The organism is Bradyrhizobium sp. USDA 3397 (genome assembly GCF_054060965.1).
Map to the genome: position 1 here is coordinate 2941282 of NZ_JBSSDS010000001.1, position 13200 is coordinate 2954481.

At 66.8% G+C, this 13200-nt stretch carries 11 protein-coding genes; 8 read left to right on the forward strand and 3 right to left on the reverse strand.

The window, feature by feature from the left end; all coding sequences use genetic code 11:
• The first annotated feature begins 51 nt into the window (after window positions 1-51).
• Window positions 52-975 carry a LysR family transcriptional regulator gene (locus ACVWYQ_RS13945; protein WP_404543381.1) on the forward strand — a complete coding sequence of 308 codons (924 nt, stop codon included), beginning with the start codon at window positions 52-54 and terminating at the stop codon, window positions 973-975.
• A 103-nt stretch (window positions 976-1078) separates the two neighbouring features.
• Here ACVWYQ_RS13945 and ACVWYQ_RS13950 read toward each other — a convergent pair whose 3' ends face one another.
• Complete coding sequence (locus tag ACVWYQ_RS13950; RefSeq protein ID WP_404543383.1) at window positions 1079-1699, reverse strand: glutathione S-transferase family protein; 621 nt, start codon at window positions 1697-1699, stop codon at window positions 1079-1081.
• Window positions 1700-1823: 124 nt separating this feature from the next.
• Between ACVWYQ_RS13950 and ACVWYQ_RS13955 the strand changes: the two genes are divergently transcribed.
• A complete protein-coding gene (locus ACVWYQ_RS13955) occupies window positions 1824-3101 on the forward strand; it encodes a flavin-dependent oxidoreductase (protein WP_404543384.1) in 1278 nt (425 codons plus the stop codon).
• A 195-nt stretch (window positions 3102-3296) separates the two neighbouring features.
• Here the strand turns inward: ACVWYQ_RS13955 and ACVWYQ_RS13960 are convergent, their stop codons facing one another.
• Both ACVWYQ_RS13960 and mutY read right to left on the reverse strand, forming a co-directional pair.
• Entirely contained in the window at window positions 3297-3716 is a 420-nt protein-coding gene (locus ACVWYQ_RS13960; RefSeq protein ID WP_404543386.1) for a PaaI family thioesterase, read from the reverse strand.
• A 65-nt stretch (window positions 3717-3781) separates the two neighbouring features.
• Complete coding sequence (mutY, locus tag ACVWYQ_RS13965; protein ID WP_404543387.1) at window positions 3782-4882, reverse strand: A/G-specific adenine glycosylase; 1101 nt, start codon at window positions 4880-4882, stop codon at window positions 3782-3784.
• Window positions 4883-5084: 202 nt separating this feature from the next.
• Between mutY and ACVWYQ_RS13970 the strand changes: the two genes are divergently transcribed.
• From ACVWYQ_RS13970 to ACVWYQ_RS13995, 6 genes are all read left to right on the forward strand, one after another.
• Window positions 5085-5582, forward strand: a complete 498-nt coding sequence (locus ACVWYQ_RS13970) for a DUF721 domain-containing protein (protein WP_128263036.1) — start codon at window positions 5085-5087, stop codon at window positions 5580-5582.
• A 139-nt stretch (window positions 5583-5721) separates the two neighbouring features.
• Entirely contained in the window at window positions 5722-6378 is a 657-nt protein-coding gene (locus ACVWYQ_RS13975; RefSeq protein ID WP_456725708.1) for a DsbA family protein, read from the forward strand.
• Between the two features lie 217 nt (window positions 6379-6595).
• Window positions 6596-10060: a chromosome segregation protein SMC gene (gene smc / locus ACVWYQ_RS13980; protein WP_456725709.1), complete on the forward strand. Its 3465-nt coding sequence runs from the start codon at window positions 6596-6598 to the stop codon at window positions 10058-10060.
• Window positions 10061-10184: 124 nt separating this feature from the next.
• Entirely contained in the window at window positions 10185-11162 is a 978-nt protein-coding gene (locus tag ACVWYQ_RS13985) for a small ribosomal subunit Rsm22 family protein (protein WP_456725710.1), read from the forward strand.
• A gap of 138 nt (window positions 11163-11300) precedes the next feature.
• On the forward strand, window positions 11301-11861 hold the full coding sequence (locus tag ACVWYQ_RS13990; RefSeq protein ID WP_036037187.1) for a LemA family protein: 561 nt from the start codon (window positions 11301-11303) through the stop codon (window positions 11859-11861).
• Between the two features lie 32 nt (window positions 11862-11893).
• The gene (locus ACVWYQ_RS13995; RefSeq protein ID WP_456725711.1) at window positions 11894-13102 is read left to right on the forward strand and encodes a M48 family metallopeptidase; all 1209 of its coding nucleotides are present in this window, start codon (window positions 11894-11896) and stop codon (window positions 13100-13102) included.
• Window positions 13103-13200 lie beyond the last annotated feature (98 nt).

Here is a 13200-nt window from a genome sequence, read left to right on the forward strand (position 1 = left end):
GGCCCAACGTCATTCTTCAAATCGATATGAAATATGATATCTATTCACCCCATGAATTTGAATTCGCTCGACCTTAACCTGTTGACCGCGCTCGACGCATTGCTCCGCGAAGCCAATGTCAGCCGCGCGGCCCTGAGGATCGGCCTGTCACAGCCGGCCACGAGCCACGCCTTGCAGCGCCTGCGCGACATCTTCGGTGACCCGCTGCTGGTGCGCACGGGCGTACGGATGGAGCTGACGCCGCGGGCGCTGGCCCTGCGTGCGCCGCTGGCGCAGGCGCTCGACCAGGTCCGCGGGCTGTTCGTGCCCGATGACTTCGATGCCGCGCGCAGCGAGCGGCAGTTCCGCCTGATGATGCCGGATCTCGCGGTCGAGCTGTTGATGCCGCCCTTGATGGCGAAAGTGACGCGCCTTGCCCCCAACGTCCGCATCGACGTGGTGCCGTGGCGGGGACCTGCGATCTTCCACGCCGAGTTCGCCCGCACCATCGATCTCGTGATCTCGATCGGCAACGCCTTCAAGGGGTTTCATCGCCAGTTGCTCTACACCGACAGCGACGCGCTGGCGGTGCGGCGCGGCCATCCTGTGGGAGCGAGGCTGAAGCGGCGCGAGGCGTTCCTCGCCGCCCGCCATGTCGGCGTGATCATCCGCGGCCAGCCTGAGGATCTCATCGACACCTGGCTGCGCAGCAAAGGCGTCGAGCGACATGTCTCGCTGGTCGTGCCGGGCTATCTCGAAGCCTTGCACGTCGCCGCGCGCACCGATCTCGTCGCCTTCGTGCCGCGCCGGCTGATCGCCGCGCTGTCGAAGCAGCTCGGCATCGTCGCGGTGACGCCGCCGTTCGATCCCGGGATCGACGAGCAGTTCATGTTCCATCCGACACGCGCGCAGATGGACCCCGGCTCGATCTGGCTGCGGCGGCTGATGCTGGAGACGGGGCGGGAGCTGGAGCAAGCCAGGCGCCAGCTCTCGTAGGGTGGGCAAAGCGAAGCGTGCCCACCACCTTTGTTGCAATCTTGGAAAGATGGTGGGCACGGCGCTCTGCGCCTTTGCCCACCCTACAAGAATCGTCGCGTTGTTACGCCTTCTGCGCCACCATCACCTTGCTCACCGCAGGGCGATCGGACATGCGCTTGAAGTGATCGGCGATCTTCGGCGTCGCATTGATGTCGACGCTGTCGCCTTCGAGCCAGGTCGAGAGCGTATAGAGATAGGGATCGCAGATCGTGTACTGATCGCCCATCACCCAGGGTCCCCGAAACATCTTCTGCTCGATCAGCTTGAAGCAGGCGCCCATGGTCTTCGGCACCATCGCCTTCATGTCGGCGAACGAGTTCTCCTCCGTCGCCCAGCGCGCGCCGCGCATCTTGTGGGCGTGGTTGATGTGCACGGTCGAGCAGAGATAGGAGTTGAACGACTGCACCTGCGCGAAGTCGAAGGGATCGTCGAGCGGCGCGAGCTTCGCCTTGGGGAAGGTTTGCGCGAGATAGGCCAGCATCGCCGGCGTCTCGGTCAGGACGCCGCGGTCGGTCACCAGCGCCGGCACCCGGCCCTTCGGGTTGATGGCAAGATAGTCCGGGCTGTTCTGCTGGTTGTCCTTGAAGCTCAGCCGCTCAGCCGTGTACTCGGCGCCGGCCTCTTCCAGGGTGATGTAGGTGGCAAGCGCGCAGGTGCCGGTGGCGTAGTAGAGCTTGAGCATGTCGGACCTCATGGGGAAAACCGGAGGTTAACGGTCCTCCGCCGCGCCGTCCATAGGCGGCCTGTTCGCAGTTGCCCACGGCCGCCCGGCTGTGCCAAGACGCCTCCATCGGAGGGGTTTTCTCATGACGGTACTCATCGCCGGTGGCGGCATCGGCGGACTGACGCTTGCGCTCAGCCTGCATCAGATCGGCGTTCCCGTGAAAGTGTTCGAGAGCGTCGCGGAACTGAAGCCGCTCGGGGTCGGCATCAACGTGCTGCCGCATGCGGTGCGCGAACTGATCGAGCTCGGCCTGCTGGACAAGCTGGACGCCAGCGGCGTGCGGACGCGCGAGCTCGCCTATTTCTCCAAGCACGGCAAGCCGATCTGGAGCGAGCCGCGCGGCCTGGAGGCCGGCTACAAATGGCCGCAATTCTCGATCCATCGCGGCACCCTCCAGCAGATCCTGCTCGACACCGCGCTCGAGCGGCTCGGCCGCGACAACATCCTCACCAGCCATCATCTGACCGGCTGGACCGAGACGGCGGGCGGCGTGCGCGCCGACTTCGTCGACAGGGCGATCGGCAAGGCCGCCGGCACCTACGAGGGCGCGATCCTGATCGCCGCCGACGGCATCCATTCCGCCGCGCGAGAAAAGCTCTATCCGAACGAAGGCCCGCCGATCTGGAACGGCCGCATCCTCTGGCGCGGCGTCACGCCGGCCAAAGCCTTCCTCACCGGCCGCAGCATGATCATGGCCGGCCACGAGATCCTGAAATTCGTCTGCTATCCGATCTCGAAAGAACCGGATGCAAACGGCAACCACCTCATCAACTGGGTCGCGGAGCGCCACATGCCGCCGACCTATCAGTGGCGTCGCGAGGACTATAACCGCACCGCGCGGCTGGAGGAGTTCCTGCCCTGGTTCGAGAGCTGGACGTTCGACTGGCTCGACGTGCCCGCCCTGATCAGGAACTGCCCGCACGCTTACGAATATCCGCTGGTCGACCGCGATCCGGTGTCGCAATGGACCTTCGGCCGCGTCACGCTGATGGGCGATGCCGCGCATCCGATGTACCCGATCGGCTCGAACGGCGCCTCGCAGGCGATCCTCGACGCGCGCGTCATCACCCGCGAGATCCTGGCGCACGGTCCGACGCAGGCGGCACTGCTCGCCTATGAAGCCGAGCGGCGGCCCGCGACCACCGACCTCGTCCTGCTCAACCGCAAGAACGGCCCCGAGCAGGTGATGCAGCTGGTCGAGGAGCGCGCGCCGGATGGCTACAAGGTCGTCACCGATGTCCTATCGCAGCAGGAACTGGAAGACATCGCCGCCAACTACAAGCGCGTTGCGGGATTCCAGGTCGAGGCGCTGAATGCGAAGCCGCCGATCGTGAGCAAGGACGCCCGCGCGAGCGCTTGAGGGTCTGATCAATCAACTCGCGCGGCGCATTCCTCTTCACCTCTCCCCGCTTGCGGGGAGAGGTCGGATTGCATCGAAGATGCAATCCGGGTGAGGGGGTACAGGTCTCTCGTGGATCTCCCGTGTTGAGAGAGGCCCCTCACCCCACCCTCTCCCCGTAAGAACGGGGCGAGGGAGCGAGAGACCAGTGCCCGCTCACTTCACCACCCTCGCCGCCTCCAACAATCGCTCGCTGGCGCTTGCCGTCGCCAGCACGGTGCCGTCCTCCGCCATCAGCTTGGCTTCGACGAAAGCGATGGTCTTGCCGAGCTGCGTGACGTTGGCTTCGCCGGTGATCGGGCCCGGCTTTGCGGGTGCTAAAAAATTCACGGTCATGCTGATCGTGGTGGTGTAGAGCCGGCCCTCGCTCATCACCAGCACCGCCGGACCCATGGTGTCGTCGAGCATGGCCGAGAGCATGCCGCCCTGGATGAAGCCCGCGGGGTTGCAGAACTCCGGCTTGCCGTCGAAGCCAAGCTTGATCCAGCCCTCCTCCGGACGGGCATCGAGCAGGCGCCAGCCGAGCAGCTCGGCGCATGGGGGCCTTGGGAAGTTATCGAGCGCGGTCTTGACCATGCGAGATCTCCTTTGCCCCCTGTTAGCGCAAGACTGCTGACAGCCTGCTGTCAGCAGGATGGATGCTAGAGATCCAATCCATGCGCGATGATCTTGCGCATGACGTTGGGCAGCGCCTCATCTGCCAGAGTCGCGATCGGTACCCAACGCATGCCCTCGGGCGCGCGGACCCGGGCCTCGGCCTTGGCCGTGTAGACCACCAGCTCGAGCGGAAAATGCGTGAAGACGTGGGTGACGACGCCCACCTTGCGCTGCCAGCGCGACAGCCCCTTGAGCTGCGGCGCCTGCTGCTTCGCCGTTGCATCGTCCTGGCCGGCGAGCCAGTCCGAGCACGGCACCTCCGTCATGCCGCCGAGCAACCCCTTTTCGGGCCTCGAGCGGACGAGCAGCTCGTCGCCGCGCGTGACCACGAAGGCGGCGCCGCGCCTGAGCGTCCCGCTCTTCTTCGGTGCCTTGCGCGGGAACGTCTCCTGGGTGCCCTGCGCGCGTGCCGTGCAGTCCTCGTTCAGCGGACACAGCGAGCAGGCCGGCTTCTTCGGCGTGCAGATCGAGGCGCCGAGATCCATCAGCGCCTGCGCGCTGTCGCCGGCGCGAGACTCCGCCAGCAGCGTCGCGGCCAGTTGCTGGATGAGCGGCTTGGCTTGCGGCAGCTCCTCCTCGACCGCGAACAGCCGCGACACCACGCGCTCGATATTGCCGTCGACCGGCATGGTGCGGCGGTCGAACGCGATCGCCGCAATCGCCGCCGCCGTGTAGGGCCCGATCCCCGGCAGCGCGCGCAGCCCCTCCTCGGTATCCGGAAACACGCCGCCATGCTCGCCCGTCACCGCAACCGCGCAGGCATGGAGGTTGCGTGCGCGCGAGTAATAGCCGAGCCCGGCCCACATCCGCAGCACGTCGTCCTGCGAGGCTCGCCCCAGCGCCGTGACATCAGGCCAGCGCGCGACGAATTTTTCGAAATAGGGGCCGACCGCCTTCACGGTGGTCTGCTGGAGCATGATCTCGGAGAGCCAGACGCGGTAAGGATCGGACGCCTCGCCCGGCGCGGCGCGCCAAGGCAGTCGGCGCCGGTGGCGGTCGTACCATTGCAGGAGCGCGAGCGGGCGCGATGAGGTCTCCGGTTGAGAAGGTTCCGGCTTCGGCTTGCGTGCGGATCTGGGGCTCATTCCTCACTGTAGCGGCAATGCACTGGCCTCTCCACGTCATGCCCGCGCTTGTCGCGGGCATCCACGTCTTTCTTCGCAGGAAGAACGTGGATGGCCGGGCCTCCGCCTCGCCGAAGCGGCTTCGGCCGCGCAGGCGGGACAAGCCCGGCCATGACGGGCCCGGGGGGTCTGTGGCCCGGCGTTCGAAGTGCTATAAGGCCTCATGTCCAAATCCGGCCCCATCTTCAAGCCCGGCCCCGTCAGCGCCAAACCGCTCGGGATCCTGCTCGACGACGTCTTTGCCGAGGCCTATGCCAAGCAGGGCTTTGCGGCGCGCGAGTTGGTGACGCGGTGGGCGCAGATCGCGGGGCCGGAGATCGCGGCCCATGCCGAGCCGCTCAAGATGCAATGGCCACGGCCGGTCGAGGGTCAGCCGCAGGAGCCGGCAACCCTGGTGCTGCGGGTCGAGGGGCCGATGGCGCTGGAGATCCAGCATTCGGCCGACGTGATCCTGGAGCGGGTCAACCGCTTCTTCGGCTGGAGCGCGGTCGGCAAGCTGGCCTTCCGCCAGGCGCCCCTGTCGCGGCCGCAGGCCCGGAAGCGGCCCGGCCCGCCCGACCCCAAGGCCGTCGCCAAGGTGGCGGAGAACCTGACCGACATCGAGGATGAAGAACTGAAGACCGCGCTGGCGCGCCTCGGGGCCGCCATCAAGCGAAATTGAGCCTCATTCCGCGGCCAAACTGGACCTGTCCGTAGCGCCCGCCATTGCCTCAAACGACGTTTCAAGCTAGCGACAGGCCGTCCGAGCAGGAAACCTTGACCGTCCTTTGGGCGAACCTTGCCAATCCCGGGAGCCGACCTTGATCATTACCCGCCGCGCCTTCACCACGATGCTGTCGCTGACCGGGCTTGCCGCGTTCGCCGGGCTCTCGCCGCTGCGGTTCATCACGGAAGCGATGGCTCAGTCGGCCGCCGACGTGGCCAAGCCGGTGTCGCTGCCCGACATGGCGCTCGGCCCGAAGGAAGCCGCCGTCACCATCACCGAATACGCCTCGATGACGTGCCCGCACTGCGCCGCCTTCAACGAGCAGGTGTTCCCGAAGATCAAGACGGAATACATCGACACCGGCAAGGTGCGTTACATCTTCCGCGAGTTCCCGCTCGACATCAAAGCCGCCGCCGGCTCGATGCTATCGCGCTGCATCGCCAAGGACGATGCCCCGAAATACTTCGCGGTCACCGACATGCTGTTCCGCCAGCAGAATGACTGGGTGATGAAGAACACCACTGAGACCCTGACGCGGATCGGCAAGCAGGCCGGCCTCACCCAGCAGCAGGTCGAGGCCTGCCTGAAGGACCAGGCGCTGCTCGACAAGATTGCCGCCGACCAGAAATATGCCAGCGACGTGCTCAAGGTGGATTCGACGCCGACCTTCTTCATCAACGGCGAGAAGATCAAGGGCGACACCTCGTTCGAGGAGTTCGCCAAGAAGATCAACCCGCTGCTGAAGAGCTGATTCGCGCGTCAAGATCCTGATTCGCATCTCGAAAGCCGTATCTTTCCCGGCATAAATCCCTTGGGAAAAGCGGCTTTCGCCGGTTGCCCTCGCGGCGCACCGCGGCCATTGTCCAGCCGCATGAGGCGCCTCGCGCGACTCACCCAGACAGCGACATTGCCTTCCATGGTATTGTCCCGGCAGGGGGATTCGCGCCTGCCAACAGAGATGCGTGCTTATGAAAATCACCCGCCTGCGCCTTCACGGTTTCAAGTCCTTCGTTGAGCCCACGGACTTCGTCATCGAGCCCGGCCTGACCGGCGTGGTCGGCCCCAACGGTTGCGGCAAGTCGAATCTCGTCGAGGCGCTGCGCTGGGCGATGGGCGAGACCTCCTACAAGAGCTTGCGCGCGGCCGACATGGATGCGGTGATCTTCGCCGGCTCCGGCAATCGTCCGGCGCGCAACCATGCCGAAGTGACGATGACGATCGACAATGCCGATCGCACCGCGCCGGCGGCGATGAACGACAGCCAGATTCTCGAAATCTCCCGCCGCATCGAGCGCGAGGCGGGCTCGGTCTACCGCATCAACGGCCGCGACGTGCGCGCCCGCGACGTGCAGATCCTGTTCGCGGACGCCGCCACCGGTGCGCGCTCGCCCGCCCTCGTCCACCAGGGCAAGATCGGCGAGATCATCCAGGCCAAGCCCGAGCAGCGCCGCCGCGTGCTGGAAGATGCCGCGGGCGTTGCCGGCCTGCATGCCCGCCGTCACGAGGCCGAGCTGCGGCTGAAGGCGGCCGAAACCAATCTCACCCGCGTCGAGGACGTGATCGGCCAGCTCTCCGGCCAGATGGAAGGCCTGAAGAAGCAGGCCCGCCAAGCCGTGCGTTACCGCGAGGTCGCGGCCAAGGTCCGCAAGGCCGAAGCTACCCTGTTCCACCTGCGCTGGGTCGGTGCCCATGCCGACGTCAACGAATCCGGCCAGACCCACGATCTCGCCGTGCGCGAGATGGCCGAGCGCACTCAGCACCAGGCCGAAGCCGCCCGCATCCAGGCGATCCGCGCCGCCGAGATGCCGGCGCTGCGCGATGCTGAAGCGCGCGCCGCGGCCGGCCTGCAACGCCTGACCAATGCCCGCGAGCAGCTCGACCGCGAGGAAGAGCGCGCCAAGGAGCGCGTCGCCGAGCTCGAGCGCCGCCTCGCCCAGTTCGAGGGCGACATTTCGCGCGCCCAGCAGCAGACCATGGACGCCGACGTCGCGCTGCAGCGGCTCGACGCCGAAGATGCCGAGCTGAAGGAAGAGATCAAGTCGCGCGTCGAGAAGCGCTCCGGCGTCGACGAGCGCGTCGCCGAGGCCGAGGCGGTGCTGACCGAGACCGAGCAGCGCTTCGCCGAGCTCACCACCGCGCTCGCCGACCTCACGGCGAAGCGCAACCAGCTCGAGGCCAACGTCCGCACCCATCGCGACAAGCTCGCCCGGCTCGATCAGGAGATTGCGAACGTCACGGCGGAAGAGCAGAAGCTTGCCGCCGATACCGGCGGCTTCGGCGATCTCGACGAGCTGACCGCGCTGGTCGAGACCGCGGAAGAGACGCTGGCCGCCTCCGAAGCTGCGGCGCAGGCGAGCGAAGCGGCGCATGTCGCGGCACGCCAGACGCTGGAATCCTCGCGCTCGCCACTGGTCGAGGCCGACAAGCGCGTGCAGCGGCTCGAGACCGAGGCGCGCACGATCTCGAAGATCGTCAACGGCGAGACCAAGAATCTGTGGCCGCCGATCATCGACGGCATCACCGTCGACAAGGGCTTTGAAAAGGCGATCGGCGCAGCACTCGGCGACGATCTCGATGCACCGATCGATCCGTCGGCGCCGATGCGCTGGACCAATGTCGGATACACCGAGGGCGATCCGGAGCTGCCCGAGGGCGCCGTTCCGCTCTCCAACCATGTGCAGGCGCCGGCCGAGCTGGCGCGTCGCCTCGCGCAGATCGGTGTCGTCCCGCGCGAGCGCGGCGCCGAGCTGGTGTCGCAGCTCAAGACCGGCCAGCGGCTGGTCTCGCCCGAGGGCGACGTCTGGCGCTGGGACGGTTTTGTTGCCGCGGCGCATGCCCCGACCGGCGCCGCGCGGCGCCTGGCCGAGCGTGCCCGCCTCGTCGACATCGAGAACGAGCTGGAGCAGGCCCGCATCGACGCGCAGATCAAGCGTCAGGCGCTGGAGAACGCCGAGTCCGAGCTCCAGATGGCGGCGAGCACCGAAGGCGCCAGCCGCGAAGCCTGGCGCGGCGCCCAGCGCGAGCTGAACGTCGCGCGCGAGCGCCACGCCAATGCCGAGCGCGAGATCAGCCGCCACGCCGCGCGCAAGGCAACGCTATCGGAAGCGCACAGCCGGCTCGCCGCCGATCGCGCCGAAGCCGAGGCCGCCTACGAATACGCCCAGGCCGGCATCGGCGAGCTGCCGTCGAGCGAAGACACCGAGACCCAGCTCGCCGCCGTCCGCAGCGACATCGAAGGCCGCCGCCGCATGGCCGCCCAGGTCCGCGCCGAGGCGCAGGCGCTGGCACGTGAGGCCGAGCTCGCCGATCGCCGCGTGCAGGCGATCCTCGCCGAACGCACCGAGTGGCAGAACCGCAAGGAGAGCGCGGCCTCCCATATCGACACCATCCAGGCCCGCATCGCCGAGCTCACGATCGAGCGCAGCGAGCTCGAAAACGCCCCGGCCGTATTTGCCGAAAAGCGTAGCGCGCTGATCACCGAGATCGAATACGCCGAGAACGACCGCCGCATGGCCGCCGACGCACTTGCCACCGCGGAAACCGCAATGGCCGAGACCGACCGTGTCGCCAAGCTGACGCTCGAGGCGCTCTCCAGCGCCCGCGAGGCCACCGCCCGCGCTGAGGAGCGCATGGAAGGCGCCCGCCGCCGGCTCGAGGACATCGAGCGCGAGATCCGCGACATGCTCGAGGTCGAGCCGCAGGCCGTCGCCGGCCTTGCCGAGCTCGAGCCCGGCGCCGAGCTGCCGCCGCTGCACGAGATCGAGGAAGACCTCGAGAAGATGCGCCGCGACCGCGAGCGCCTCGGCGCCGTCAATCTGCGCGCCGAGGAAGAGCTGCGCGAGGTCGAGACCCAGCACACCGGCCTTGTCACCGAGCGCGACGACCTGGTCGAGGCCATCAAGCGGCTGCGCCAGGGTATCCAGAGCCTCAACAAGGAAGCCCGCGAGCGGCTCCTGACCTCGTTCGACGTCGTCAACGACCACTTCAAGCGCCTGTTCGTCGAGCTGTTCGGCGGCGGCGAAGCCGCGCTGCACCTGATCGAGAGCGACGACCCCTTGGAAGCTGGCCTCGAAATCATCGCCAAGCCGCCGGGCAAGAAGCCGCAGACGCTGTCGTTGCTCTCGGGCGGCGAGCAGGCGCTGACCGCGATGGCACTGATCTTCGCGGTGTTCCTCACCAACCCGTCGCCGATCTGCGTGCTGGACGAAGTCGACGCGCCGCTCGACGACCACAATGTCGAACGGTACTGCAACCTTCTCCACGAGATGACGGGCTCGACCGACACGCGCTTCATCATCATCACGCACAACCCGATCACGATGGCGCGGATGAACCGGCTGTTCGGCGTCACCATGGCCGAGCGCGGCGTCTCGCAGCTGGTGTCGGTGAGCCTCGCCGAGGCCGTGGACATTCTCGACCAGAACGTGGCGTGATCTTGGACCGTCATTCCGGGGCGATGCGCAGCATCGAACCCGGAATCCATGGTGCGACCGACGCTGCAGATAAATGGATTCCGGGTTCTCGCTTCGCGAGCCCCGGAATGACGTGGGGTTGCTGATGATCTCCCCCACCCTTCCCGCCGAACTGAAAGCCGCCCTCGACGGCAAGCTGCAGGGCTTGTCCCGCAGCGACGCAGCCCAGCGCTCGCAGAAGATCTCGACTACGTATCGCGCCGGCGGCACCTCCAGCACGATCAAGTCGGACGCCGATGCGCTCGCTTATGCGCTGGCGCGCATGCCCGCGACCTACGCGGCGGTGGCGGCCAGCCTCAATGCGCTCACCGAGATCGCGCCTGATCTCACCCCCGAAACATTGCTCGACGTCGGCGCCGGCCCGGGCACGGCAAGCTGGGCCGCCGCGGAAGCCTTTCCGTCGCTACAGGATTTTACCCTGCTCGATGTCAACACCACGCTGAGCCGGCTAGCGCTCGAACTGGCACACGGCAGCTCGCGATTGGCGGAGTGCCGTTATCTGCCCGGCGATGCCGGCGGCAACCTCGCCGAGGTCTCACAGGCCGATCTCGTCATCGCCAGCTACATCATCGGCGAGCTCAGCGAGGCCGATCAGCGCAAGCTGACCGAGGCGATGTGGGCCAAAGCGCGCCACGCGCTGGTGGTGATCGAGCCCGGCACGCCCGCCGGCTATGCCCGCATCCTCGCCGTGCGGCAGCAGCTGATCGCAGCTGGCGCTTTCGTCACCGCGCCCTGCCCGCACGAAAGGCCGTGCCCGCTCATCGCGCCCGACTGGTGCCATTTCAGCCAGCGCCTGCCGCGCTCGCAGGCGCACCGGCAGATCAAAGGCGCCGAGGTGCCGTTCGAGGACGAGCGCTTCATCTACGTCGCCCTGACCCGCACGCCGCCCGCGAGCCGCGCCGCGCGCGTGCTGGCACCGCCGGACGTCGGCAAGGCCGAGATCACGGCCAAGCTTTGCACGGAGGCCGGGGTCGCGCCGGCAAAAGTCCCGCGGCGGGACAAGGTGGCCTATGCCGAGGCCCGGCGCTGGCGCTGGGGCGATGCCGTCATGTCCGAAAGTTAATTTCGCTGGCCGTGCCTGCCTTGAACTCGGGCCGTTCCTGATCCGACCAAGTCTTACCTTCCCTCCGCGCCGGGCTCTCATCCTGCGTTAATTTCGTCTACCCTAGCGCCCGCCTTCTTCCCTCTTCAGGAGTTCTCCATGTCGACCGGCTGGATCGTCCTCGGCGTCATCGTCGTCCTCGCGCTGATCGCTTTCAGCGCCTACAACCGCCTGGTGGCGCTGAGCCAGCGTGTCGGCCAGGCCTTTGCCGACATCGACGTGCAGCTCAAGCAGCGTCACGACCTGATCCCGAACCTGGTCGAGACGGTGAAAGGCTACGCCTCGCACGAGCGCGGCACGCTCGACGACGTCATCAAGGCGCGCAATTCGGCGATGTCGGCGCAGGGCCCGGCGCAGGTGTCCGCGGCCGAGACCCAGCTCTCCGGCGCGCTCGGCCGGCTGATCGCGCTGTCGGAGGCCTATCCCGACCTCAAGGCCAACGCCAATTTCCAGCAGCTCGCCTCCGAGCTCTCCGACCTCGAAAACAAGATCGCGGCGAGCCGCCGCTTCTTCAACAACGCGGTGCAGGAATACAATACCGGCATCCAGCAGCTGCCCGCAGCTCTGTTCGCCGGCATGTTCGGCTTCACCAAAAAGGACTTCTTCGATCTCGGCGCCAGCCGCACCGAGGTCGAGACCGTGCCGCAGGTGAAGTTCTGATTTGAGCCGATAGGCCGGCAGGGCATCGCGTCATGGCCGCGTATGGTCTCTACACGCACATCGCCTCGAACAAGCTTCGTTCGATGCTGCTGCTCGCCGGCTTGTTCGCGCTGGTCTATGTGCTGGTCTATGCCGGCGCGCTGGTGGCCGAAGTGTTCATCGATGACAGTGAGACCGTCGCGTACTATCTCAGACACGCCTTCTCGGACCTGCTCAAGGCCGCGCCCATTGCAACGGTCGTGGCGGCGGTCTGGATCGTGATCGCCTATTTCTTTCACCAGTCGATGATCGATGCCGTGACCGGCGGCCACAGCGTCACCCGGCAAGAACAGCCGCGGCTCTACAATCTGCTCGAGAATCTCTGCATCTCGCGCGGTCTCACCATGCCGAAGCTGAAGATCATGGAGAGCCCGGCGCTGAACGCCTTCGCGACCGGTCTCAATCCGCGGCAATATTCCATCACGGTCACCACGGGTCTCCTCGATGCGCTCAACGACAAGGAGATCGAGGCGGTGCTCGGCCACGAGCTGACCCACATCAAGAACGGCGATGTGCAACTGATGGTGGTCGCCGTCATCATCGCCGGCGTGGTCGGCTTCTTCGGCGAATTGTTCTTCCGCCTGTTCACGAATCTGAACTGGAGCTCCGGCGGCTCCTCGTCCTCCGGCTCCTCCTCGTCGTCGCGGTCGTCCTCGTCGTCGAGCGACAGCAAGAGCTCCGGCGGCGGCGCGATCATCGTCATCATCATCGCCATCGTGCTGATCGTGCTGGCCTGGCTGCTGTCGCAGGTGGTGAAGCTCGCACTGTCGCGGTCGCGCGAATATCTCGCCGACGCCGGTTCGGTCGAGCTGACGAAAGACCCCGACGCCATGATCTCGGCGCTGCGCAAGATCGAGAATCGCGGCGAGCTTCCCGGCGCGACCTCGGCCGTGATGGAGCTCTGCGTCGACAATCCACGCGAGGGCTTTGCCGACCTGTTCGCGACCCACCCTTCCGTGCAGTCCCGGGTCGACGCGCTGGTCAAGTTCGCCGGCGGGCGCGATCCGGGACCGCTGCCGGACCCCGCCGAAGAGACGGAACAACTCGAGACCGAACAAGCCGGCGCGCAGGACGGGCCGCCGCCGCTCTCGCAGGGGCCGTGGAGCGATGCGGCCGGTCCCGCGAGCCCGCCGCCCGTTCCCGCGCCCAGTCCCTCAGGAGCCCCGGCAGCCAATCCGATGGGACCGTGGGGCCGTCACTGACGGCGTGATTTGCCGCTTCATGCGCCGGGTTTCCCGGCAATCGGGAAAATCCTCGGGAATTGCCGTAAGTGGAGCGCGAGGAATTGAATTCTCCCTTG

What these genes read in the sequence shown, in the direction of transcription:
- ACVWYQ_RS13950 (WP_404543383.1), bottom strand. Translation starts at nt 1,699, where the DNA reads ATGCTCAAGCTCTACTACGCCACCGGCACCTGCGCGCTTGCCACCTAC.
- ACVWYQ_RS13990 (WP_036037187.1), top strand. Translation starts at nt 11,301, where the DNA reads ATGTCGACCGGCTGGATCGTCCTCGGCGTCATCGTCGTCCTCGCGCTG.
- ACVWYQ_RS13960 (WP_404543386.1), bottom strand. Translation starts at nt 3,716, where the DNA reads ATGGTCAAGACCGCGCTCGATAACTTCCCAAGGCCCCCATGCGCCGAG.
- smc (WP_456725709.1), top strand. Translation starts at nt 6,596, where the DNA reads ATGAAAATCACCCGCCTGCGCCTTCACGGTTTCAAGTCCTTCGTTGAG.
- ACVWYQ_RS13985 (WP_456725710.1), top strand. Translation starts at nt 10,185, where the DNA reads ATGATCTCCCCCACCCTTCCCGCCGAACTGAAAGCCGCCCTCGACGGC.
- ACVWYQ_RS13955 (WP_404543384.1), top strand. Translation starts at nt 1,824, where the DNA reads ATGACGGTACTCATCGCCGGTGGCGGCATCGGCGGACTGACGCTTGCG.
- ACVWYQ_RS13995 (WP_456725711.1), top strand. Translation starts at nt 11,894, where the DNA reads ATGGCCGCGTATGGTCTCTACACGCACATCGCCTCGAACAAGCTTCGT.
- ACVWYQ_RS13970 (WP_128263036.1), top strand. Translation starts at nt 5,085, where the DNA reads ATGTCCAAATCCGGCCCCATCTTCAAGCCCGGCCCCGTCAGCGCCAAA.
- ACVWYQ_RS13945 (WP_404543381.1), top strand. Translation starts at nt 52, where the DNA reads ATGAATTTGAATTCGCTCGACCTTAACCTGTTGACCGCGCTCGACGCA.
- mutY (WP_404543387.1), bottom strand. Translation starts at nt 4,882, where the DNA reads ATGAGCCCCAGATCCGCACGCAAGCCGAAGCCGGAACCTTCTCAACCG.